The organism is Agrobacterium pusense (assembly GCF_013285525.1).
Classification (GTDB): Bacteria; Pseudomonadota; Alphaproteobacteria; order Rhizobiales; family Rhizobiaceae; genus Agrobacterium; species Agrobacterium pusense.
Genome location: NZ_CP053857.1, coordinates 1,266,251 through 1,290,709, shown reverse-complemented (window position 1 = coordinate 1,290,709; position 24,459 = coordinate 1,266,251). Strand labels below are relative to the sequence as shown.

Genomic DNA, 24,459 nt, shown 5'->3' with positions numbered 1-24,459 from the left:
CCATTTAGAAGTGTTGCAGCCTCTCCCTTTCTTGCACGTTGCCCGCCATCGCGACGACCGTGCAAACCCGTTCAGGACCGACCCATAATGGGCCGGCAATCCCTTCGGCGATCCTCGGAACGCAGAGTAAAAATTCTTATTTTTCATCACCCTAAGCCGTTCAACTTTCCGAAAAAATTGCTGTTGCCACACCTCCATATCGATGCATAAACTGGCATCAGCAAAGGCAACACGGATCGACCTCATCAGACCCTCTCCTCCCACCAAGGTGCTGACCGACCAATGATCAATAATCTCAACGCCGCCGATCTCCCCCGTCCCGCGCCGCGCAGTTCCAACCCGGAAATCATGGCGTCGGAAATCATCGAACGCCTCACCTACCGTATCGGCAAGGACGTCAAGGTTGCCAAGCCGCATGACTGGCTGACCGCAACCATTCTCGTCGTACGCGACCGCATCATCGACAAGTGGATGGAATCCACCCGCAAGGCCTATGCCAACAATTCCAAGCGCGTTTATTACCTGTCGCTCGAATTCCTGATCGGCCGCCTGATGCGCGACGCCATCTCCAATATCGGCCTGATGCATGAAATCCGCGACGCGCTGTCCTCCCTCGGCGTCGATCTTGACGTCATCGCCGGGCTGGAGCCGGATGCCGCGCTCGGCAATGGCGGCCTTGGCCGTCTCGCCGCCTGTTTCATGGAATCCATGGCGACCGTTGATATCCCCGCCTATGGTTACGGCATCCGTTACGTGCACGGCCTCTTCCGCCAGCAGATGGCAGATGGCTGGCAGGTGGAACTGCCGGAAACATGGCTTGCCCACGGTAACCCCTGGGAATTCGAACGCCGCGAAAGCTCCTATGAAATCGGCTTCGGCGGATCGGTGGAGACAATCGGCGGTTATGAAGATCCGCAGCGTTTCGTCTGGAAACCGGCCGAACGCGTCATCGCCATGGCCTATGACACGCCGGTCGTCGGCTGGCGCGGCACGCGCGTCAATACGCTCCGCCTCTGGTCGGCACAGCCGATCGATCCCATTCTGCTGGCTGCCTTCAACGCTGGCGACCACATCGGCGCGCTGCGTGAAAGCAACAAGGCGGAGAGCCTGACGCGGGTTCTTTATCCTGCTGACGCGACGCCTGCCGGTCAGGAACTGCGCCTGCGGCAGGAATTCTTCTTCTCCTCCGCCTCCTTGCAGGACATTCTGCGCCGCCATCTGCAGCAATATCCGGATTTTACTTCGCTGCCGGAAAAGGTCTCGATCCAGCTAAACGATACACATCCGGCCATATCCATTGCGGAGATGATGCGTCTTCTATGCGATGTGCACGGGCTGGAATTTGATGAGGCCTGGAAGATCACCCAGGGTACCTTCTCCTACACCAATCACACGCTGCTGCCGGAGGCGCTGGAAAGCTGGCCCGTGCCGCTGCTCGAACGTCTTCTGCCCCGGCACATGCAGATCGTCTACGCCATCAACGCAAATACGCTGCTCTTTGCCCGCAAGGAAAAGAAGATGGCGGATCAGCAGATCCGCTCCATCTCGCTCATCGATGAAGGCGGCGAGCGCCGCGTGCGCATGGGCAATCTCGCTTTCATCGGCTCTCATTCGATCAACGGCGTTTCTGCCCTCCATACCGAGCTGATGAAGGAGACGGTCTTTGCCGATCTCCACGGCCTCTATCCTGACCGTATCAACAACAAGACCAACGGCATCACACCGCGCCGCTGGCTGATGCAGTGCAATCCCGGCCTCACCAGCCTGCTTCGCGAAACGATCGGCGACGATTTCCTCGATGATGCGGAAAAGCTGACAGCGCTCGACCGTTTCGCCGACGATGCCGCGTTCCGCGAGAAATTCGCCGAGGTGAAGCGTCTGAACAAGGTGCGCCTTGCCAATACGGTGGCGCAGCGCATGGGCATTCGCGTCGATCCGTCGGCCATGTTCGACATCCAGATCAAACGTATCCATGAATATAAGCGCCAGCTTCTGAACCTCGTGGAAACCGTCGCGCTTTACGACCAGATTCGTTCTCACCCGGAACTGGATTGGGTTCCGCGCGTTAAGTTCTTTGCAGGCAAAGCGGCGCCGAGTTACCACAACGCGAAGCTGATCATTAAGCTTGCCAACGATATTGCCCGGGTCATCAACAACGATCCGGCCGTGCGCGGGCTTCTGAAAGTGGTATTTGTTCCGAACTATAACGTCTCGCTCGCGGAAATCATGGTACCCGCCGCCGATCTCTCCGAACAGATCTCGACGGCTGGCATGGAAGCCTCCGGCACCGGCAACATGAAATTCGCCCTCAACGGCGCACTCACCATCGGCACGCTCGATGGCGCCAACGTTGAAATGCGCGATCATGTCGGTGAAGAAAACATCGTCATTTTTGGCATGACGGCCGATGAGGTGGCCAGAGCCCGTGCAGAGGGTCACAATCCCCGCGCGATCATCGAAGGATCGTCGGAACTGTCGCAGGCCCTTTCGTCCATAGCATCAGGCGTCTTCTCGCCGGATGACCGCTCACGATTCGCCGGCCTGATCGACGGTATTTACAACAGCGACTGGTTCATGGTTGCCGCCGATTTCGACGCCTATGCCGGTGCGCAGCGAGAAGTAGATGCGATCTGGAGTAATCCGGATAGCTGGTACGCCAAAACAGTGCGCAATACGGCGCGCATGGGCTGGTTCTCGTCCGACAGGACTATCCGCCAATATGCCACCGAGATCTGGAGAGCCTGATGAAAAAACCGCTCAATTCGGCCGACGAGAAAAAGACTGGCGACATCACGAAGGCTGAAATCGAGGCGATCAAGAGCGGTTTGCATTCCAATCCCTTTGCCCTTCTCGGCGTTCACGAAACGCCGGAAGGGTTTTCTGCCCGCTGTTTCATTCCGGGTGCCGAGGAGGTTTCCGTCCTGACGCTGGACGGAAATTTCGTGGGCGAATTGAAACAGCTGGACCCGGACGGCTTTTTTGAAGGCCCGATCGATATTTCCAAACGCCAGCCGGTGCGTTACCGCGCCTGCCGCGATGATGCCGAGTGGGCTGTGACAGACCCCTACAGCTTCGGCCCGGTTCTCGGCCCCATGGATGATTATTTCGTCCGGGAAGGATCGCATCTGCGGCTGTTCGACAAGATGGGCGCGCACCCGCTGAAGCTCGAAGGCGTTGAAGGTTTTCACTTCGCCGTCTGGGCGCCGAATGCGCGGCGCGTTTCCGTCGTTGGCGATTTCAACAATTGGGACGGCCGCCGGCATGTGATGCGTTTCCGCAAGGATACGGGCATCTGGGAAATCTTCGCGCCCGACGTCTATGCCGGCTGCGCCTACAAATTCGAGATTCTCGGTGCAAACGGCGAGCTGCTGCCGCTGAAGGCCGACCCCTATGCCCGCCGCGCCGAGTTGCGGCCGAAGAACGCTTCCGTCACTACGTCTGAACTGACACAAAAATGGGAAGATCAGGCCCATAGGGAGCATTGGGCGCAGGTGGACCAGCGTCGCCAGCCGATCAGCATCTATGAGGTCCATGCCGGCTCCTGGCAGCGTCGTGAGGACGGCACCTTCCTAAGTTGGGACGAGCTCGCCGCCCAGCTCATTCCCTATTGTACGGATATGGGCTTCACCCATATCGAGTTCCTGCCGATTACGGAACATCCCTATGACCCTTCCTGGGGTTACCAGACGACGGGTCTCTACGCCCCAAGCGCACGTTTTGGCGATCCCGAAGGGTTTGCCCGCTTCGTCAATGGCGCCCACAAGGTTGGCATCGGCGTTTTGCTGGACTGGGTTCCCGCCCATTTTCCCACCGACGAACATGGACTTCGCTGGTTCGATGGCACGGCGCTCTATGAGCACGCCGATCCGCGTCAGGGTTTCCATCCCGACTGGAACACGGCGATCTATAATTTCGGCCGCGTCGAGGTCATGTCCTACCTCATCAACAACGCGCTTTACTGGGCTGAAAAATTCCATCTCGACGGCCTGCGCGTCGATGCAGTCGCCTCGATGCTCTATCTCGATTATTCCCGCAAGGAAGGTGAGTGGATCCCGAACGAATATGGCGGGCGCGAAAATCTCGAATCCGTGCGCTTCCTGCAGAAGATGAATTCCCTCGTTTATGGCACCCATCCGGGCGTCATGACGATTGCCGAGGAATCCACCTCCTGGCCGAAAGTGTCGCAGCCCGTTCATGAGGGCGGTCTCGGTTTCGGTTTCAAGTGGAATATGGGCTTCATGCACGACACGCTGAGTTATTTCTCGCGGGAGCCTGTGCATCGCAAGTTCCATCATCAGGAACTGACCTTCGGCCTGCTTTACGCCTTCACCGAAAATTTCGTGCTGCCGCTGTCCCACGACGAGGTCGTGCATGGCAAGGGGTCGCTGATCGCCAAAATGTCCGGCGATGACTGGCAGAAATTCGCCAATCTCCGCTCCTATTACGGCTTCATGTGGGGTTATCCCGGCAAGAAGCTGCTGTTCATGGGTCAGGAATTTGCGCAGTGGAGCGAATGGAGCGAAAAGGGCGCGCTCGACTGGAACCTGCGCCAATATCCGATGCATGAGGGCATGCGCCGCCTCGTGCGTGATCTCAACCTCACCTACCGATCCAAAGCCGCCCTGCATGCCCGGGACTGCGAACCCGACGGCTTCCGCTGGCTTGTGGTCGATGATCACGAGAATTCCGTCTTCGCCTGGCTGCGCACGGCGCCCGGCGAAAAGCCGGTCGCGGTCATCTGCAACCTCACCCCGGTCTATCGGGAAAACTATTATGTGCCGCTGCCCCAGGCGGGGCGGTGGAGGGAGATTCTCAACACCGATGCCGAAATTTATGGCGGCAGCGGCAAGGGAAATGGCGGACGCGTTCAGGCGGTCGATGCCGGCGGCGATATCGGGGCGATGCTCGTCCTGCCGCCGCTCGCCACGATTATGCTCGAGCCGGAAAACTGACAGACAGAGAGGGAGGACACCATGTCGGAAAAAAGAGTTCAGCCTTTGGCGCGTGATGCAATGGCCTATGTCCTCGCGGGCGGCAGAGGCAGCCGCCTGAAGGAACTGACGGATCGCCGGGCAAAACCCGCCGTTTATTTTGGCGGCAAGGCGCGCATCATCGATTTTGCGCTCTCCAACGCGCTTAATTCCGGCATTCGCCGCATCGGCGTCGCCACGCAATACAAGGCGCATTCCCTCATTCGGCACCTGCAGCGTGGATGGGACTTCTTCCGCCCTGAACGTAATGAGAGCTTCGACATCCTGCCCGCCTCCCAGCGCGTTTCCGAAACGCAATGGTATGAAGGTACGGCAGACGCGGTTTACCAGAACATCGACATTATCGAGCCCTATGGGCCGGAATATATGGTCATCCTCGCCGGCGACCATATCTATAAAATGGACTACGAATACATGCTCCAGCAGCATGTCGATTCCGGTGCGGATGTGACGATCGGCTGCCTTGAAGTGCCGCGTATGGAAGCAACGGGCTTCGGCGTCATGCATGTGAATGAAAAAGACGAGATCATCGATTTCATTGAAAAGCCCGCCGATCCGCCCGGCATTCCCGGCAATGAGGGTTTTGCGCTCGCCTCCATGGGCATCTACGTCTTCCACACGAAATTTCTGATGGAAGCGCTGCGCCGCGACGCCGCAGACCCCACTTCCAGCCGCGATTTCGGCAAGGACATCATTCCCTATATCGTGAAACACGGCAAAGCCGTCGCCCACCGCTTCGCAGACTCCTGCGTGCGTTCGGATTTCGAGCATGGCCCCTACTGGCGGGACGTCGGCACCATCGACGCCTACTGGCAGGCCAATATCGACCTGACGGATGTGGTGCCTGACCTCGATATATACGACAAATCCTGGCCGATCTGGACCTATGCGGAAATCACCCCGCCGGCAAAATTCGTCCATGACGACGAGAACCGCCGTGGTTCCGCCGTGTCTTCGGTCGTTTCCGGTGACTGCATCATTTCGGGTGCGTCGCTCAACCGCAGCCTTCTGTTCACAGGCGTGCGCGCCAATTCATACTCCCGCCTTGAGAATGCCGTAGTACTGCCGAGTGTGAAGATCGGGCGTCATGCCCAGCTCAGCAATGTCGTCATCGACCATGGCGTGGTCATTCCGGAAGGACTGATTGTAGGAGAAGACCCAGAACTGGATGCCAAACGTTTCCGCCGTACCGAAAACGGCATCTGCCTTATCACCCAATCGATGATCGACAAGCTGGACCTGTAGCGCCGATGAATGTCCTTTCGGTTTCATCCGAAATCTACCCCCTGATCAAGACCGGAGGGCTCGCCGATGTTGCCGGCGCGCTCCCCATCGCGCTCGAAGCCTATGGCGTCAAGACGCGCACGCTGATACCCGGGTATCCGGCGGTGAAAGCTGCCGTGACGAACGCGGTGAAATGTTACGAATTCACCGACCTGCTGGGCGAAAAGGCCGATCTGCTCGAAGGCCGGCACGAGGGACTGGATCTCCTCATCCTCGATTCGCCCGCTTATTACGAGCGCTCCGGCGGGCCCTATCTGGACCAGACGGGCAAGGATTATCCCGACAACTGGAAGCGCTTTGCGGCGCTTTCGCTGGCGGCGGCCCGCATTGCAGCCGGCGAATTTCCCGACTGGCGGCCGGATCTTCTGCACGCTCATGACTGGCAGGCTGCCATGGCGCCAGTCTACATGCGTTATGCCGAAACGCCTGAAATTCCGAGCCTGCTCACCATTCACAACATTGCCTTCCAGGGGCAGTTCGGCGCCAACATCTTCAGCAAGCTTGGGCTACCAGCCCATGCTTTCGGCATGGAGGGCGTGGAATATTATAACGATGTGAGTTTCCTCAAGGGCGGACTGCAGACGGCGACGGCGCTCAGCACCGTCAGTCCCTCCTATGCCGAGGAAATCCTCACCCCGCAATTCGGCATGGGCCTGCACGGCGTTATCGGCAGCCGCGCCCATGTGCTGCACGGCATCGTCAACGGCATCGACGCGGACGTCTGGAACCCGGCAACGGATCATCTGATCCATGACAATTATTCCGCCGCCAATCTCAGAAACCGGGCCCTGAACAAGAAGTCTGTCGCCGAACATTTTCGCATCGATGACGATGACAGCCCGCTGTTTTGTGTCATCTCCCGCCTCACCTGGCAGAAGGGCATCGACCTCATGGCCGAAGCCGTGGACGAGATCGTTTCCCTCGGCGGCCGTCTGGTGGTGCTTGGCGCGGGCGATGTGGCGCTGGAAGGCGCGCTACTGGCGGCGGCGTCCCGCCACCATGGGCGCGTCGGTGTCGCCATCGGTTATAATGAGCCGCTGTCGCATCTGATGCAGGCAGGTTGCGATGCGATCATCATCCCCTCGCGCTTCGAACCCTGCGGCCTCACCCAGCTTTATGCGTTGCGTTACGGCTGCGTTCCGGTCGTCGCCCGCACCGGCGGCCTTGCAGACACGGTGATCGACGCCAACCATGCCGCCATCGCCAACAAGTCGGCGACTGGTGTGCAATTTTCCCCCGTCACGCTTGATGGTCTCAAACAGGCGATCCGCCGGACCATCCGTTATTATCACGACCCGAAACTATGGACACAAATGCAGAAACTCGGGATGAAATCCGATGTTTCCTGGGAAAAGAGCGCCGGCCTTTACGCCGCGCTTTACAGCCAGCTTATTTCGAAAGGCCATTGAACCAATGATCAAGACTGTTCAGACGAAGCCCTATCAGGACCAGAAGCCGGGCACTTCAGGCCTGCGCAAGAAGGTGCCCGTCTTCGCCCAGGAAAATTACGCCGAGAACTTCATCCAGTCGATTTTCGACGCACTTGAGGGCTTTGAAGGCCAGACGCTGGTGATCGGCGGCGATGGCCGTTACTACAACCGCGAAGTCATCCAGAAGGCAATCAAGATGGCCGCCGCCGCCGGCTTCGGCAAGGTTCTGGTCGGTCAGGGCGGCATTCTCTCCACGCCGGCCGCATCCAACATCATCCGCAAATACAAGGCCTTCGGCGGTATCGTGCTCTCCGCCAGCCACAATCCCGGCGGCCCCACCGAAGATTTCGGCATCAAATACAATATCGGCAATGGCGGTCCCGCCCCGGAAAAGATCACCGACGCGATCTACGCCCGTTCCAAGGTCATTGACAGCTACAAAATTTCAGACGCCGCCGATATCGACCTCGACAAGGTGGGCAGCTTCAAGGTGGATGAGCTGACGGTCGAGGTGATCGATCCGGTCGCCGATTATGCCGCCCTGATGGAAGAGCTGTTCGATTTCGATGCCATCCGTGCCCTCATCGCCGGCGGCTTCAAGGTCGTGGTCGATTCCATGAGCGCCGTCACAGGCCCTTATGCCGTTGAGATCATCGAAAAGCGGCTTGGCGCTCCAAAGGGCTCGGTCCGCAATGCTACACCGCTGCCGGACTTCGGCGGCCATCACCCCGACCCTAACCTTGTCCACGCCAAGGAGCTTTATGACGATGTCATGAGCCCGGAAGGCCCCGATTTCGGCGCTGCTTCCGATGGCGACGGCGACCGCAACATGGTCGTCGGCAAGGGCATGTTCGTCACGCCATCAGACAGCCTGGCGATCATCGCCGCCAATGCCAGACTGGCGCCCGGTTACGCGGCAGGCATTTCCGGCATCGCTCGTTCCATGCCGACAAGTGCGGCAGCTGACCGTGTCGCCGAAAAGCTCGGCCTTGGCATGTACGAGACTCCAACCGGCTGGAAGTTCTTCGGCAACCTCATGGATGCCGGCAGGGTGACGATCTGCGGCGAAGAAAGCTTCGGCACAGGCTCCAATCATGTACGTGAGAAGGATGGTCTCTGGGCCGTGCTCTTCTGGCTGAACATCGTCGCCGCCCGCAAGGAAAGCGTGAAGGACATCGTCACCAAGCACTGGGCCGAATATGGCCGCAATTATTACTCCCGCCACGACTATGAGGAAGTGGATTCGGACGCCGCCAACACGCTGGTGGCGACCCTGCGCGAAAAGCTCGCGACGCTTCCCGGCACCAGCTACGGCAATCTGAAGGTCGCCGCGACAGATGATTTTGCCTATCACGATCCGGTCGATCAGTCCGTCAGCAAGAACCAGGGTATCCGCATCCTGTTCGAAGGCGGTTCGCGCATCGTGCTGCGCCTTTCCGGCACCGGTACGGCAGGTGCCACACTTCGTCTCTATGTCGAGCGTTACGAGCCGGACGCGGCGCGTCACGGCATCGAAACGCAGGAAGCGCTCGCCGACCTGATTGCCGTTGCCGATACGATCGCCGGCATCAAGGCCCATACGGGACGAAGCGCGCCGAGCGTTATCACGTAAGCTGGCTGCGGCGCTGCTTTCTCCTGAGAGCGCCGGGCACAATACGATGAGTTCACAAAGCAACTCGTTGGAGTGACACGTCCGCCGCCCTGCTCGGCGTCATCCTCGGGCTTGCTCGAGGATGACGGAGGAGGGTTTCCAACCCTCCTATTCTGCCGATACCTTTCAAAAGAGATATTATCTAGCGGAGACAGATAATGCAGACACCTTCCGTTTTCCCCAAAGGCGCGCTGCAGACGGAAAACGGAACGGAATTCACGGTCTATTCCCGGCACGCCTCCCAGATCGATCTTTGTCTTTTCGATACGGCCGGGGAAAAAGAGATGGCGCGCCTGCCAATGGTGCGCGGCGAAGGCGACATTCACGGATTGATCGTCTCCGACGCTGGCCCGGGTACGCGTTACGGCTTTCGCGCTCACGGTATTTATTCGCCCGAACATGGCCTGTGGTTCGATCCCGCAAAGTTGCTGCTCGACCCCTATGCCACGGAGATAGACCGTTGCTTCCGGCATGATCCAGCCCTTTTTGCCTTTGGTCAGGAAACGGGCCACATCGTGCCCAAGGCAATTCTTGCCAGCCATGAGCCGCTCAAGCGCCAACCCCCGCTTTTCACCGAAGGTGGGCTGATTTACGAACTTTCCGTGACGTCCTTTTCGCAGCTGCATCCCGAGGTGCCGGAAGACATCCGGGGCACCGTCGCCGCGCTCGCCCATCCCGCCATCCTCGCCCACCTGAAAAAAATCGGCGTCGACGCGGTGGAGCTGATGCCGATTACCGCGTGGATCGACGAGCGTCACCTGCCGCCTCTCGGCCTTTCCAATGCCTGGGGATATAATCCCGTCGGCTTCATGGCGCTTGATCCGCGACTCTGTCCCGGTGGCGTGCGGGAACTGCGCGAGACGGTTGCAGCGCTGCATGCGCAGGGCATCGGCGTCATTCTCGATCTGGTCTTCAACCACACGGGTGAAAGCGATATCGAAGGATCGGTTCTATCGCTGCGCGGGCTCGACAATCTCACCGCCTTTCGTCACCCGCCGGGCAAACCGGGGGTTCTGGTCAACGATACCGGCACCGGCAACACGGTCGCCTGCGACCATCCCTATATCCGGCAGCTTATTATCGATTCTCTCAGGCATTTCGTTCTGAGTGCCGGCGTGGACGGTTTCCGCTTTGATCTGGCCACAGTGCTCGGACGAACGGCCAATGGCTTCGAAATGGCAAGCGAAACGCTCTCGGCCATGCGTTCGGACCCATTGCTTTATGACCGCCTGCTAATCGCCGAACCGTGGGATATCGGCCCCGGCGGGTACCAGCTCGGCAATTTTCCGGAAAGCTTCCTTGAATGGAACGATCGCGCCCGCGATGACATGCGCCGGTTCTGGCGCGGGGACGCCGGCACGACCGGGGCGCTGGCCGATGCGCTTTCCGGTTCCTCGCCGATCTTTTCCCGCCATGGCCGCCAGAACACCCGCAGCGTCAATTTTCTCGCTGCCCATGACGGTTTCACCCTGTACGATCTCGTCAGCCACGAACATAAGCACAATGAGAAAAACGGCGAGAGCAATCGCGACGGCCACAATGACAACCATTCCTGGAACAATGGTTTTGAGGGGCTGACAGACGATCCCGTCATTGGAGCAGCCCGGATTGCAGATGTGAAGGCGCTGCTTTCCACGCTTTTCGTCTCTCGCGGCGCCCTGATGCTCACGGCGGGCGACGAGGGCGGCCGCAGCCAGCAAGGCAACAACAACGCCTATTGCCAGGACAATGAGATAAGCTGGGTCGACTGGTCATCGCTTTCCCGCGAATTGATCGACCATACGGCCTTTCTCGCTTCATTGCGCAAACGTTTCGACGTGTTTTCGGGGACAGGCTTCTTCTCAGGCCATGGCGATGTGACATGGCTCGCCCCCGCCGGCGAGCCGATGACGACGGCAGACTGGGAAAGGCCAATTGCGCAGGCTTTTGCCATGGTGCTTTCCACGCTCGACCGGGAAACCGGTGCCGACGCTGAACTTGCCGTGCTGATAAACCGCAGCCGTGAGATCGTGCCTTTCACCCTGCCGGGCGATGGCTGGGCCGCCATCGGCACGGATTTCGGTAGCCCCGCCTTCCTTCCAGCCCGTTCGGTGGTGTTTTATCTGCGCGGTTGATCCCGTCGCGTCACGAGCCGTATAAGTCGCGGGAGACAATGCGGACGAGGTAACATGACAAAAGAAATTGCGCTGGCCGAGATGAAAAACCACGTTGGCACAGAAATGGGCGTTTCCGACTGGATCACGGTCGACCAGACAATGATCGACAGCTTCGCAAAAGCAACACTGGATGACCAGTTCATCCACACAGACCCGGAACGCGCCAAAGCGGAAAGTCCCTTTGGCGGCACCATTGCGCATGGGTTCCTGACGCTGTCTCTGCTTTCGGCCCTGAATTACGACGCCCTGCCGCGCATTCGCGAGCAGACCATGGGCATCAATTACGGCTTCGACGCCATTCGTTTCGTCGCTCCGGTCAAAAGCGGTGCTCGCGTGCGCGGCCGTTTCACCCTGGCGGAGACGCGCTTTCGCGGAGCCTCCCTGCTGATGACCACCTATGATGTGACGGTGGAAATCGAAAACGAGAAAAAGCCGGCGCTAACCGCGCGCTGGACCACCATCAGCCAGTTCAATCCGGAGGACAGGCCGGAAGACGCCTGAAACCCACGAGGGAGAGACCGCATGCATGACGAAGCCGTGAGGAATGCGTTTCTCGTTCAGGCAAGAGCCTGCGACAGCCTCGGCTCTCCCTTCACGGCACGGCTTTGCCGCGCCATGGCAACAAGGCTCGACCGCCAGACAGAGGTCGGCGAGCGAATTTTGTCCTGGTCCGGCGATGTCGGCCCATCCGGAGATTCCGTACCGCTACGGCTGGCCGGCGCCCTTCATGCGCTTGCCATAGAGGAAAAGATCGCGCCGCTCGCCGATATTCCGCCGGAAAACGAAGAAGCGCTCTGGCAGGCATGTGCAAACGCCCTGCGTTTTCATTCCGCCTTCATCCTCGAAAGGTTGCAATCACCGCCGCAGACCAACGAGGTTCGCCGTTCTGCCGTTCTGCTGCCTGGCTTTCTTTCGATTGCGAAAATGACGGGCAAGCCGCTGGTGCTTTCCGAAGTCGGAGCCAGCGCTGGCCTCAACCTGCAATTTGACCGTTACCGATATCGCCTCGGCGATCTCGTCTGGGGTGAACAGTCCGATGTTTTCCTGTCACCGGAGTGGCGCGGCGACACCCCCGCCCATGAGCGGATCGACGTTATCGAGCGCGCCGGCTGCGATATCAACCCACTTGATCCGTCATCCGCGGAAGATCGTCTGCGGCTGATGTCCTATGTCTGGGCCGACCAGACGGACAGGCTCGAACGAACGGCCGCCGCCCTGCGCATAGCGATGGAACACGCTCTGCATGTCGAGAAGGCCGACGCTGTCGACTGGCTGCAACGCCGCCTTGCGACGCAATATCCGGGCGCTGCCCATGTCATCTATCATTCCGTCGCCTGGCAATATCTGCCCGATGACCTGAAACAGGCCGGCGAGACTGTGATTGCCGAGGCCGGCACCCGCGCCACGCGGGACGCCCCGCTTGCCCGGCTGCAAATGGAAGCGGATGCGACGCCCGGCGGTGCTGCAATTATGCTTCAAATCTGGCCGGGCGGCGAAAAGCAGGAAATCGGCCGCGCCGATTTCCATGGGCGATGGGTGGAATGGCGGGGTTGGACAGAGAGTTAAACCGCCACGTCCTCAGCCGCCTCCTGCAGCAGCCCGCCGACATAGGTCGCGAAGGAGCGCCAGCACTCCACCCGGAATGTGTCATCCCCCGTGCGCAGCAGGACCACTTCCGCCTTGCCGAAAATAGTGCGTGAGCAGCCACCTACCGGGAACCTCGCAAGAGAAAGGTCCTGCGGGCAGCCGGCATTGAGAGCTGCTTCCGCGCCAGCGCCGGAAACGATGATGGCGGTGTTGCGGTGGGAAATATCAGTTGCCGAAAACAGGCCGGAAACGCCGGCAAGCGCCACCATGAGATCGCTTTCGCCCTGATCGATCACCAGCCATTCATCCGGGCCGAGCCACAGAGCGGATCGCAGACCAGAGGTGACCGAGCTTTTCGGGCTGGTCGGCAAGGCAAGACCGAGCGCTTCGGACAGCGCCGGCACGGCGCTCTCGCGTGCCCGCAGCGACAACCGCGAGGCAGAAGCCGCAGGCTTCAGCGATACAAAGGGCGAACCGCCGTGAAAATCCTCAAGCACGGATTTGCGTTTTGCGTGCAGCATATCAGCCATTGAGACGGGCTCCTTCCTTGTCGAGGAAGACCATGTCGGTCACTTCGACGGCAATGGTTTTATCAGCAAGCGGAATATAGAGCGTTTCGCCCATGCGCGCCCTGCCATCCGCCACCAAGGCGAAAGCAATGGAATGGCCGAGATTTTCCGACCAATAGGCGGAGGTGACGTGGCCGAGCATGGTCATTGGCTTTGGCTGGTTCGGATCGGCAACGATCTGACCGCCCTCGTCCGGAACGGTCAGCCGGTCCTTCGTCTTCAGGCCAACAAGCTGTTTGCGGCCGGAGCGCGTTAGATCGGGGCGTTTCAGACCGCGAATGCCGACGAAATCCGTTTTCTTTTTGGAGACAGCCCAGCCAAGCCCGGCATCATCGGGCGTCACGGTGCCGTCCGTATCCTGCCCGACGATGATATAGCCCTTTTCGGCACGCAGGATATGCATTGTTTCGGTACCGTAGAGGCAGCCGCCGACGGCTTCCGCCCTCTCCCGGATTGCAGACCAGACGGCCGCGCCGTAATCGGCAGGCACATTGATTTCGAAACCGAGTTCGCCGGTGAAGGAGACGCGGAAAAGCCGCGTCGGCACGCCGCAGAACTTGCCTTCCGCCACCGCCATATGCGGAAAGGCCTCCGGCGAAAGGTCGATACCCTCGACGAAAGGCGCGATAACCTCGCGCGCCTTCGGCCCCTGGACGGCAATCACGGCCCATTGTTCGGTTGCCGATGTCAGCCAGACATTGAGATCGGGGAATTCGGTCTGGAGATAGTCCTCCATATGCTGGAGAACGCGCGGCGCGCCGCCCGTCGTCGTCGTTACGTGGAAACGGTCTTCGGCCAGGCGCCCAACAACGCCGTCATCGTAAACGAAGCCGTCTTCGCGGGTCATGATGCCATAACGGCAGCGGCCGGGTTTCAACGTATCCCAGGCATTGGTGTAGATGAGGTTCAGGAACTTCGCCGCATCCGGGCCAACCACCTCGATTTTTCCGAGGGTTGAGGCATCAAACACGCCGACGCTCTCACGAACCGTCTTGCATTCACGGTTGATCGCTTCATGCATGTCCTCGCCCGCCCGCGGGAAGAACCAGGCACGCTTCCAGTTGCCGACATCCTCGAATACCGCGCCAGCCGCCAGCTCTTCGTCGTGCATCGGCGTCTTGCGCGCGGGATCGAACAGCGCGCCGCGTGAATGGTTGATGAGCGTGCCGAAAGTAACCGGCGTATAGGGCTGGCGGAAGGTGGTGAGGCCGACCTTGGGCAAATCCCGGCCAAGCGCTTCCGATGCAATGGCAAGGCCATGCATGTTCGACATCTTGCCTTGATCCGACGCCATGCCATTGGTGGTGAAGCGCTTGATGTGTTCGACTGAATGCATGCCCTCGCGCACGGCAAGGCGAATATCCTTGGCGCAGACATCGTGCTGGAAATCGATGAAAGCCTTGACGCCTGTGCCCTCGCCTGCGCCCTCCGCCGCACCAATCATGCCGCCTGTCCAGGCCCGGGCATTTTCACCGGAAAACTCCACCGCGCCGCCACCCGCAGCCGCGGCCTCGGCGATCAGCGCCGAAAGATCATCCGTGCCATTGCAGGCGCCGATGGAGACGCAGTTCTGCACATGGATGTCAGGCAGGAAACGCTGGTTAGCCGCGTCAAACTTCAGCTTGCCGCGCGATTGCGAGAACAGATGCACTGAAGGCGTCCAGCCGGCGGAGACAACAAGCGCGTCGATGGCGATCTTGCGCTTGTTCGACCCGCCATTGCGACCGACCGTCATGGAAGATACGCGCAGGCGGCCGGCGGTATTGTAAACGCTGTGACCCGCCAGCACCTCGATGCCGAGTGCCCGGGCCTCGTCCAGCAGACGCTGGTCCGGATTTTCGCGGCAATCGACGATGGCGGCGATCTTCACCCCGGCCTTCTTCAGATCGAAGGCAGTCTCATAGGCGGAATCATGAGCGGTGTAGACACCGACATTGTGGCCCACGGCGACGCCGTAGTGGTTCAGATAGGTGCGGGCGGCCGAAGCCAGCATGATGCCAGGCCGGTCATTGTTGGCGAAGACCATGTGGCGCTCAATTGCACCCGCCGCGAGCACGACCTTTTTGGCGCGGACCTGCCACAGGCGCTCGCGCGGCTGATGTTTGGCCGGCGTCGCGAGATGATCGGTGACGCGTTCGGCAAGCGCGACAAAATTGTGGTTGTAATAACCGAAAGCCGTCGTGCGCGTCAGAACCCGCACATTGGGGATGGATTGCAGTTCGGAAAGCACCTTCTGCGCCCATTCATAACCGGGCAGGCCGTCGATTACAGCGCCAGTATCGAAGCGCAACGCACCACCAATCTCGGCATTCTCATCAACCAGAATGACGCTGGCACCGGTTTTTGCCGCGGCAAGCGCCGCCGTCAGGCCGGCGAGGCCTGCACCGGCGACGAGCACGTCGCAATGGGCGTAACGGCCGGAATAATGGTCCGCATCCGGCTCGCTCGGCGCCTTGCCGAGGCCGGCGGCGCGGCGGATCAGCGGTTCGTAAATCTTGTGCCAGGCGGCCTTCGGCCACATGAACGTCTTGTAGTAGAAACCGGCCGCGAACATCGGCGACAGAAGATCGTTGATAGCGCTCAGATCGAAAGACAGCGACGGGAAACGGTTCTGCGAGGCGATAATCGCCCCGTCGAACACTTCCTGCACCGTGGCACGCACGTTGGGCTGCTTGCGCAGGCTGTCGCGCGACACGTCGATCAGCGCATTCGGCTCCTCCGGCCCGGCGGAGAGGAAACCACGCGGACGGTGATATTTGAACGAACGGCCGATCAGATGCACGCCATTGGCCAGAAGGGCTGATGCAAGCGTATCTCCCTCCAGCGCCGGATAGATCTTGCCGTCGAAGGTGAAGCGAGCGGTTCTCGCCGGCGTGAGACGGCCTGCGCCCTTGATACGATAGTCGCCGCTCATTGCCCGGCTCCCTTTTCTGCGGAAAGGACCGTTTCGATATCGGGTTTCGGTTCACCCGCCTTGTAGGTCATCAGGAATTTGTCGCTCACCGAATCACGGGCGGCGTTGAAAAAGCGGCCGCAGCCGTGAATGTGACGCCAGCGCTCGAAAACAAGGCCCTTGTCATTGTCGCGAATGAAGAAATATTCCGCGAAGGCCTCGTCGGAGATATCGGCGATGTTTTCCGGCCGGGCGATATGGGCCTCGCCCGCCCAGCGGAATTCCAGTTCGGAACGGTCTTCCCCGCAATAGGGGCAATGGATCAGAAGCATCGTCGCTCCACCTAGAGAGAATTTTCCGGAAGCGCTGTTCCGGCGGGTTGGTCACACAGCCGCTTCCCCATGGCTACAAAAGGGGAAAGCCGCTTTAAAAGCTGCTCGAAATTATCGAAGGGGCGCAACGCCGAGGCCCGGCCCATATTGACGATGGCAACCGCCATCATGTCGGTGTCGATCGCGAAGGGATAATCCTGCTCGCCATCCTCATTCTCTCCGACAAAATAAACCATCTTGTTCGCGAGACTGGGAGCACACAAAAGCAGGCCTTTTTCCGCCGTGAAGGGCCAGTCTTTCTCACCCTGCATCTTCGCAATCTTCTGGCTGCGAAAATCCTCGCCCCCGGGAATGACGCTACCGGCGGGCACGGCCTCGGCCGCGCCTGATATATTGATCGCAAGCATGGCCGCCGCCAGCATCAATGCGCCACCGCGGCAGCGGCAGCCTCATCAATCAGGCGGCCGGTGCGGAACCGGTCAAGCGTCAGCCCGGCCGCCAGGCGATGCGGTTCACCGCGGGCGATGAGATGCGCGAAGAGATTGGCGGAACCCGGCGTCGCCTTGAAGCCGCCGGTGCCCCAGCCGCAATTAACGAAGAGGTTTGGCACCGGCGTCACGCTCTGGATGGCGGAACGATCAGGTGTGTTATCGGTGATGCCGCCCCATTGCCGCATCATCTTCACACGGCGGAAGATCGGAAACAGCTCGCAGATGGCGTCCAGCGTGTGGGTGATGATCTGGAGACCACCGGTCTGGGAGTAGGAATTATACTGGTCGGTGCCAGCTCCGATCACCAGCTCGCCCTTGTCCGACTGCGAAATATAGGCATGCACGGTGTTGGACATGACAACGCAGGGGAAAATCGGCTTCAGCGGCTCCGAAACCAGCGCCTGCAGCGGGTTGGAATGCAGGGGAACGCGCACGTCTGCCATCTTCATGATGACGGAGGAATGACCGGCGGCCGATACGCCGATCTTCTTTGCGCCGATGAAGCCACGATTGGTCTCGACACCCGTCACCGCGCCATCGGGCCCGCGGCGAATGCCGGTCACCTCGCAGTTCTGGATGATATGCACGCCGCGGTCGGAGGCCGCGCGCGCATAACCCCAGGCGACAGCGTCATGGCGTGCCGTGCCGCCGCGACGTTGAAGGGCTGCGCCATTGATCGGGTAACGCGCATTGCCGGATATGTCGAGCGGCGGACAGTACGCCTTTGCCTGCTCCGGCGTCAGCCACTCATTGTCGATGCCATAAAGACGGTTGGCATTGATATGACGGCTGAAGGACTGCCGGTCATGGATATTGTGCGACAGCATCATCACGCCGCGCGCAGAATACATGACGTTATAATTGAGATCCTGGCTCAAGCCTTCCCACAGTTTCAGGGAATGCTCGTAAATATCCATGCTCTCTTCATAGAGATAGTTGGAGCGGATGATGGTGGTGTTGCGGCCGGTATTGCCACCGCCGAGCCAGCCTTTTTCCAGAACCGCGACATTGGTAATGCCATGTTCCTTGGCAAGATAATATGCCGCTCCGAGACCGTGGCCGCCCCCGCCAATGATGATGACATCATAGTCCTTGCGCGGCTCGGGTGAGGCCCATTGCGCATCCCAGCCCTTATGACCCCTGAGCGCCTCACGCGCCACGGCAAAAACGGAATATTTGCGCATTCGCAATCTGCTCCTCGAGAACCGGCCAGAGGCCTGGAACATAGCCCCGGCCCGTATCATACACATGGCAAATCGGGATGGGAGGCAATATCCATTTTGCGACGCGGCAATGGTTTTGTTTCGACATGGCCGAAAGATTGCGGGACGGCGCGCATTTTGTGGCTGAATATGCGCTACCGGCTGGACTTGCTGCAAATGATCTGTTATTGCACGTCACCAATCGCCCGGCTCAACAGCCGGATGAACCACTTTTTGTTTGCGTGCGAATGCCTTTATTCACACAGCAAGATAACCAAACTAAAGGAACGGGTTTAACGTGCAGGTACTAGTCCGCGACAATAACGTTGATCAGGCGCTCCGCGCCCTGAAGAAAAAGATGCAGCGCGAAGGCATTTTCCGTGAAATGAAGATGCGTGATTATTACGAAAAGCCCTCCCAGAAGCGCGCTCGCGAAAAGGCTGAAGCCGTTCGCCGCGTTCGCAAGCTGGCACGCAAGCGTGCACAGCGCGAAGGTCTGGTTGCTGGCCCCCGCGCAGGCCGTTAATAGGCCGTCTTTTGGACGTTTTTGAATGCTTGTTGGGCGGGGGCGATCAATTCGCCGCCGCTCTTTGTGTTTGTGGCCGGAGAACGCTCTTGAAAACGACCGTGAGACCGGCCTGCGAGGGAACCCACACCGAATGATCGCTGTCGACGCCTGTGTTGTGAAAAACGCCGATGCCTCCACGCGCCGGTTGCAATTAAAAAACAACAGAGGGTTCCGCGCTTCTCTGGTCGTCTGCGCCGTCCTTGCCGGTCTTTCCGGCTGCGCGACATCCAACCAGACGGAAGATGTGTTCCGGATCGACCGCGCACAGGGCTCGCAGGAAAATATCGCCTCGCTCACCTCGGTCATCAACGCCAATCCGCAGGATCCCGAGGGTTACAACGTCCGCGGCTCGGCCTACGGCCGCGCCGGCGATTCGCGCCGCGCCATCGAAGATTTCAACAAGGCGCTGCAGCTCAACCCGCGCTTTTACCAGGCCTATGCCAACCGCGCGCTGGTTTACCGCAATAGCGGCCAGCAGCAGCAGGCACTTCAGGACTACAACGCCGCCCTGCAGATCAATCCGAGCTACGATGTGGCGCTGATCGGTCGCGGCAATCTTTACCGGCAGTCCGGACGCGTCAACGAAGCCTTCAACGATTTCTCCCGCGCCATCGAGCTGGAAACCACCGACGGTCGCGCATGGCACAATCGCGGCCTGATCTACCAGCTGCGTAACCAGCATGCCCAGGCCATCGAGGACTTCTCCAAGGCAATCTCGTTGTCATCGACGTCACCGGAGCCCTATAACGGTCGCGGCCTTTCCTACGTCGCGCTCAATGACGACGAAAACGCCTTCGCGGATTTCAATCACGCCATTTCGCTTGACGGGAATGTGGCGGAATCCTGGGCCAACCAGGCGCTGGTCTATGAGCGACGCGGTGAGATGGCCAAGGCGGCCAAGTCCTATGCGCATGCGGCGCGACTCGATCCCAAATACAAGCCCGCACTGGATGGCGTTGCCCGCACGCGCGGCGCCGCTGGCGCCTCCTAAGGCGTCCGGAACCAATAAAAAAGCCGGCTGGTTTATAACCCGCCGGCTTTTTTAATGAAGAAAAAGAACCATCAATGGCTGTCGCGGCGTGCCTCGGGCGCGGCATCCACCGCCCACAATTCAGCCTGCACGGCGTTTTGAAATTCCATGACCTCGCGCCGCATCGCGGCGTCCTCATAGCCAAGCGCCGTCAGACGGGCGGCCAGTTCACGGCACTCCCTGCGCCAGAAATCATTCGCCTCCACACCATGCAGCCGGTCGAGCATGGTTGCACATCGTTTTACGTCGGCAATGCGGTTCTTTGCCGGAAAGGCGATTACTTCTGAACTCGTCGTCACGCGGGCACCCTGCTCTTCGAGGAATCAATACCGACTTTTTAAAGGCGAGATGGTTAACGAAGTCTGCAGAGCGGGCCAGACACTCCGCAAGGCCTGCACCGGAGGCGGTTTTAGACTTATCAGAAGCAGGCATCACTGTTGTCTGGCCGACGTCATCGATGCGAATCGGCAGTTACTGAGGAATTTACCAATCAAGATTACCGAAATTTCATGCCGCGGGAGGTAGAAGAAGTATATGTGTGTTGAAACAGCACCGGTCTCATCGTATATTTCCTGCAAAGAAGAAAAATGCCGCAGCGCAGTCAAAAATGGAGAAATCGTTCTCGGGAGGAGAGCAACATGTATGCACCTCGTGTTTTTTTCAGCATGATCGGTGCTTTGCTTGCTTTTGCGGTTGCGACATATTTCATCCACGGCTCCTTCTATACGGCGTTCATTCAGACCCTCATTTGCGCAGTCATTCTGCAAGTCGGTTACTTCGTGGCGATTTTGGTTCTGGTCGCCCGTGAAAAACGCCGGATGCGGGAGACCTTTTCCCGGGACCTCAGCGCTGAAACAATTGCAGCAGACACCGCGAAAAGCGCACCGCCGCATGGGGCAAAGCTGACGGATATGTAAGTTTTTTCGCATCCGCTTTTATTGCATCGCAAAAAATCGCTTGCATCCATATCGCTGACACTTTCTGCTGGCCAAATCCTGAAGGTTCGTCAAAGCAGAAGGACACCCCATGGTGAGCGGTTCACAGCCCATTTGCGTCATCATCGCTGCAAAGAATGCATCTGATACCATCGATATCGCCATTCGTTCCGCCCTTGCGGAGCCAGAGGTCGGCGAAGTCGTGGTGATCGACGATGGTTCCACCGATACAACGAGCGACGTGGCGCATGCGGCGGATGACGGCACGGGCCGCCTGCGGGTGGTGCGATTCGACGTCAACCGCGGGCCATCGGCTGCGCGCAATCATGCCATCTCGATTTCCTCCGCTCCCCTCATCAGCATTCTCGACGCGGACGATTTTTTCTTCCACGGCCGTTTCGCTGCCATGCTGGCCGATGACGACTGGGACCTCGTGGCCGATAATATCGCCTTCATCCAGCAATCCGTTCCGGGCGCGTCCTCCATGCAGCCGGCCCGCTTCGAGCCCCAGGCGCGGTTTTTGTCGCTGACGGAATTCGTGGAAGGGAATATTTCCAGGCCGGGTGTGGAGCGCGGGGAAACCGGCTTCCTGAAACCGGTGATACGCCGCGCCTTTCTCGACAAACATGCGCTGCGTTATGACGAGGCTCTGCGACTTGGCGAGGATTACGAACTTTACGTGCGCGCGCTGGCGGCCGGCGCGCGCTACAAGGTCATCCGTCATTGCGGTTACGGTGCGATCGTTCGCGGCAACTCGCTGAGTGGCCGCCACCGAACCGAAGATCTCCGTCTTCTCTACGAAGCAGACAGGGCGATTCTCGCCGGTTGCCGGCTCTCGGCAGAGGAAACGGCGATCCTGCGCGAGCACGAGAAACACATCCGCGCCAAATTCGAGCTTCGCCATTTTCTCGATACAAAAAAACAGAAGGGTGTGAGCGGAGCGCTGAGCCACGCCCTTGCGCGTCTGCCCGCCCTGCCCGCCATTACACGCGGTATCTGGAGCGACAAGACCGCCCGCTTCCGCAAAGCGGCGCCGGTGCGGGACGTGCGTTATCTGCTGGACGGCACGCCGGTTTCCTAAGGGAAAAGACAACTCACGACAAATCTCTGCCGTCCGCCCCGGGGCTTGTCCCGGGGATTTGCTCACGTATCCTCTAAGCGTTCAGTCGCAAATGCTCGGGACAGGCCGAAGCATGGCGGTGTCCTCAAGCAAAAGCCGCAGAAAATTCCCTGCGGCATCCGCTCCTCACCTCTAGAGATAATCCCGCTTTACCGTTTCCAGAACGGCGGCGAAACGCTCCTTGCGTTCCTCCAGTCTGCCATCCGGGCTAAGACGCGGTTCCGCTCGGCTTGCCTGCCAGAGCGCCAGTGTGGAAGGTGCAGCCAGCACCTGCTTGGCGAGCTTCCGCAACGAGCGGGATTGCGTTTCCTGCGGACGCACCATTACATCGCCCTCATGCGCCCGGCCCTCAAGCGGAGAGACGGAATCGGCGGTGACAACGGGGGCGGGCGGTGGCGGGAAGCTAATGCCCCAGAAGCGTGAGCCCTTTTTCGCCGCTTCCGCGCGGGTTGAAACCGGCACATAGCGCGGCTGATATTCGACTCCGACGCTGCCGGCCCAATCGCTCCATTTGAAGCTGTTGATCGATGGTGAAGTGCTGACGGCGACCCACGGCACGCGGAAGGCATCGGCAAGGATTGCACCATGCATGGATTCAGCCACGATGAATTCCGATTGGGCAATGGCGCGGATGACCGCTTTTGCCTCGCCGCGCGGGTCGAGATAGGTGAGTCCTGCCGGTTCACAGACGGCTTCCCACATGCCGAATTCCGCCGATTCCCAATGGGGGACGAAAGTCTTCTTGTGGAGCTTTGGCAGCCCTTTGAAATCAGGCATCTCGGTGACCATCACGGCGGGATCGACAATGCCTTTTTCGGGAGCGAGCCCCAACTTGGCGGCGGTTTTTTCGCCGCGCACACACCGGATATCCCAGAACTCGGTGCCGGTATCCGGCACCGCGCCATAACCATAGCCGCTGCCAATCACCAGCTTGCGCTGCTTGGCGGGCAAAAGAACGTCGTTGAGCACCGTTCCGACGCCCACGAGCATGACATCGTCATGCACATCGCGCAGGCCCGGAAGCAGAAAGTCCCACAGCCACAGGTTGAGATCGTCACCGAAATTTCCGTGATGAGATTCCCAGTGGTAAGGTTTCATGAGGTCACTCCTGGGTGAAAAACATATAAATTGTTGCGGGCGAAAATTCGCTCATCTGGAGCGGACGATTTTTCCGGCGCCGAGTTCGAAAGCGGCGCGCAGCAGTGCCGGATCGCGCATTGCCCATTTCAGGAGCAAACCGAATTCGGGAGCCTTGCGCCGTTTCAGGTTGCCAGCCTGGCTCCAGAGAGCCTGTTTGCGCGCGGTGTTTTTATAGGAAGCGATGGACGCCACGTCGGCCGGCCGGCGAGAAAAACGTCCCTCCAGCGTATCGAGCGCCACCCAGGTATTGAACTGCTGGCGCAGGAATTCCGGCGAGGTATTGTCGATGCTGTGGAAGATATTGACGCCCATGCCGCGCATCGCGCCGGCGTCGTCACAGAGCAGTGTCCGCTTCGATGCAAGGATGGAATCGCAGAAAAACAGCACGTCTTCCGCCGCCAGTCTGAGCGCCGGATCGAAACGGATCTTCTCGAAAAGAGGACGACCGATCACCATGCAGGAGAGATGCAGGAAGCTCCAGTTCCGCAGCATGACGCTTGCGAGATCCGGCAGTTCGATCACCAGCGGCTTCTCCGAAAGCCGTGCCGCACCCTCATTCTTCTCCAGCTCGGAAATGGCGAAATGATAATAAAATTCGTCACTTGCCTGCATGGACGCCCAGTAGCACTCGCCGCCATAGGTCGTGAGCGCAAAGGCCGCATTCCGCAGATGATCGGGCGTCCAGATATCGTCGGAATCAAGAAAGGCAACGTAGTCGGTGCCGTCAGGCACATTGTCCAGACCGGTGTTACGGGCGCCGCCCGGGCCGGCATTGGCCTGCTTAATGACAAGAATCCGGTCTTTCTGTTCTTGCGAAAGTTCCGCAAGTTCCTGATCGATCGGGTATGGCGATTCGTCATCGACGATGACAAGATCGAAGTCCTGGTAGGTCTGCGCAAAAACCGATGCGAGTGCACGTCCCAGGACACCGTGCTGCTTTTGATAGTAGGGAATGACGACAGTAAATCTTGCCATTGTTTCGCCCCTTGCGTTGATCAAGAAGTGTCGGGCCCGATCCTAAAAGCGGCCCCGATGGTATCGGCAACTCCCAACCGGCTTCCTCCCGCCGGCCTCCAGAAA

At 59.4% G+C, this 24,459-nt stretch carries 20 protein-coding genes; 12 read left to right on the top strand and 8 right to left on the bottom strand.

The genetic code is table 11. The features are described from left to right. The first annotated feature begins 282 nt into the window (after positions 1–282). The 8 genes from HQN82_RS19525 (at position 283) to HQN82_RS19490 (ending at position 13,078) form a co-directional block, all read left to right on the top strand. On the top strand, positions 283–2,745 hold the full coding sequence (locus HQN82_RS19525; protein WP_004437765.1) for a glycogen/starch/alpha-glucan phosphorylase: 2,463 nt from the start codon (positions 283–285) through the stop codon (positions 2,743–2,745). Beyond that, positions 2,745–4,952, top strand: coding sequence for a 1,4-alpha-glucan branching protein GlgB (glgB, locus tag HQN82_RS19520; protein ID WP_004437762.1), 2,208 nt, complete (start codon positions 2,745–2,747; stop codon positions 4,950–4,952). The genes HQN82_RS19525 and glgB overlap by 1 nt, the downstream gene beginning before the upstream one ends. A 21-nt stretch (positions 4,953–4,973) precedes the next feature. After that, positions 4,974–6,236: a glucose-1-phosphate adenylyltransferase gene (glgC, locus tag HQN82_RS19515; RefSeq protein WP_004437759.1), complete on the top strand. Its 1,263-nt coding sequence runs from the start codon at positions 4,974–4,976 to the stop codon at positions 6,234–6,236. A 5-nt stretch (positions 6,237–6,241) separates the two neighbouring features. Further along, positions 6,242–7,684, top strand: coding sequence for a glycogen synthase GlgA (gene glgA / locus HQN82_RS19510; protein WP_173615654.1), 1,443 nt, complete (start codon positions 6,242–6,244; stop codon positions 7,682–7,684). Positions 7,685–7,688: 4 nt separating this feature from the next. Further along, positions 7,689–9,317 (top strand): alpha-D-glucose phosphate-specific phosphoglucomutase, encoded by a 1,629-nt coding sequence (locus HQN82_RS19505; RefSeq protein ID WP_173615653.1) that lies wholly within the window; start codon positions 7,689–7,691, stop codon positions 9,315–9,317. Positions 9,318–9,514: 197 nt separating this feature from the next. Further along, complete coding sequence (gene glgX / locus HQN82_RS19500; protein WP_173615652.1) at positions 9,515–11,470, top strand: glycogen debranching protein GlgX; 1,956 nt, start codon at positions 9,515–9,517, stop codon at positions 11,468–11,470. A 54-nt stretch (positions 11,471–11,524) separates the two neighbouring features. After that, entirely contained in the window at positions 11,525–12,013 is a 489-nt protein-coding gene (locus tag HQN82_RS19495; RefSeq protein ID WP_173615651.1) for a MaoC family dehydratase, read from the top strand. A gap of 21 nt (positions 12,014–12,034) precedes the next feature. Continuing rightward, positions 12,035–13,078 (top strand): DUF2332 domain-containing protein, encoded by a 1,044-nt coding sequence (locus HQN82_RS19490; RefSeq protein WP_173615650.1) that lies wholly within the window; start codon positions 12,035–12,037, stop codon positions 13,076–13,078. Here HQN82_RS19490 and HQN82_RS19485 read toward each other — a convergent pair. The 5 genes from HQN82_RS19485 to HQN82_RS19465 are packed head-to-tail and all read right to left on the bottom strand — an operon-like array spanning position 13,075 to position 18,568. Beyond that, positions 13,075–13,629 (bottom strand): sarcosine oxidase subunit gamma, encoded by a 555-nt coding sequence (locus tag HQN82_RS19485; RefSeq protein WP_006698104.1) that lies wholly within the window; start codon positions 13,627–13,629, stop codon positions 13,075–13,077. The genes HQN82_RS19490 and HQN82_RS19485 overlap by 4 nt on opposite strands. Next, entirely contained in the window at positions 13,622–16,582 is a 2,961-nt protein-coding gene (locus HQN82_RS19480) for a sarcosine oxidase subunit alpha (protein ID WP_173615649.1), read from the bottom strand. The genes HQN82_RS19485 and HQN82_RS19480 overlap by 8 nt, the downstream gene beginning before the upstream one ends. After that, positions 16,579–16,893, bottom strand: coding sequence for a sarcosine oxidase subunit delta (locus HQN82_RS19475; protein WP_173615648.1), 315 nt, complete (start codon positions 16,891–16,893; stop codon positions 16,579–16,581). Before HQN82_RS19475 ends, HQN82_RS19480 begins: the two co-directional genes overlap by 4 nt. 11 nt (positions 16,894–16,904) lie before the next feature. Further along, positions 16,905–17,315, bottom strand: a complete 411-nt coding sequence (locus tag HQN82_RS19470; RefSeq protein WP_173615647.1) for a hypothetical protein — start codon at positions 17,313–17,315, stop codon at positions 16,905–16,907. Beyond that, complete coding sequence (locus HQN82_RS19465) at positions 17,315–18,568, bottom strand: sarcosine oxidase subunit beta family protein (protein ID WP_003522141.1); 1,254 nt, start codon at positions 18,566–18,568, stop codon at positions 17,315–17,317. Before HQN82_RS19465 ends, HQN82_RS19470 begins: the two co-directional genes overlap by 1 nt. Positions 18,569–18,884: 316 nt before the next feature. Here HQN82_RS19465 and rpsU point away from each other — a divergent pair, with 316 nt between their 5' ends. Further along, entirely contained in the window at positions 18,885–19,112 is a 228-nt protein-coding gene (gene rpsU, locus HQN82_RS19460) for a 30S ribosomal protein S21 (protein WP_003508541.1), read from the top strand. Between the two features lie 133 nt (positions 19,113–19,245). Continuing rightward, complete coding sequence (locus tag HQN82_RS19455; RefSeq protein ID WP_173615646.1) at positions 19,246–20,145, top strand: tetratricopeptide repeat protein; 900 nt, start codon at positions 19,246–19,248, stop codon at positions 20,143–20,145. A 71-nt stretch (positions 20,146–20,216) separates the two neighbouring features. On the opposite strand, the gene HQN82_RS19450 is transcribed toward HQN82_RS19455, so the two are convergent. Next, entirely contained in the window at positions 20,217–20,483 is a 267-nt protein-coding gene (locus HQN82_RS19450; protein ID WP_004437715.1) for a DUF6074 family protein, read from the bottom strand. Positions 20,484–20,822: 339 nt separating this feature from the next. On the opposite strand from HQN82_RS19450, the gene HQN82_RS19445 reads away from it, so the two are divergent. Together HQN82_RS19445 and HQN82_RS19440 are read left to right on the top strand one after the other, a co-directional pair. After that, a complete protein-coding gene (locus HQN82_RS19445; RefSeq protein WP_004437712.1) occupies positions 20,823–21,101 on the top strand; it encodes an exopolysaccharide production repressor protein in 279 nt (92 codons plus the stop codon). 109 nt (positions 21,102–21,210) lie between these two features. Further along, positions 21,211–22,200, top strand: a complete 990-nt coding sequence (locus HQN82_RS19440) for a glycosyltransferase family 2 protein (RefSeq protein WP_173615645.1) — start codon at positions 21,211–21,213, stop codon at positions 22,198–22,200. Between the two features lie 171 nt (positions 22,201–22,371). Here HQN82_RS19440 and HQN82_RS19435 read toward each other — a convergent pair whose 3' ends face one another. Together HQN82_RS19435 and HQN82_RS19430 are read right to left on the bottom strand one after the other, a co-directional pair. Then, positions 22,372–23,337: a polysaccharide pyruvyl transferase family protein gene (locus HQN82_RS19435; protein WP_173615644.1), complete on the bottom strand. Its 966-nt coding sequence runs from the start codon at positions 23,335–23,337 to the stop codon at positions 22,372–22,374. A 51-nt stretch (positions 23,338–23,388) separates the two neighbouring features. Next, positions 23,389–24,354: a glycosyltransferase family A protein gene (locus HQN82_RS19430; protein WP_004437703.1), complete on the bottom strand. Its 966-nt coding sequence runs from the start codon at positions 24,352–24,354 to the stop codon at positions 23,389–23,391. Positions 24,355–24,459 lie beyond the last annotated feature (105 nt).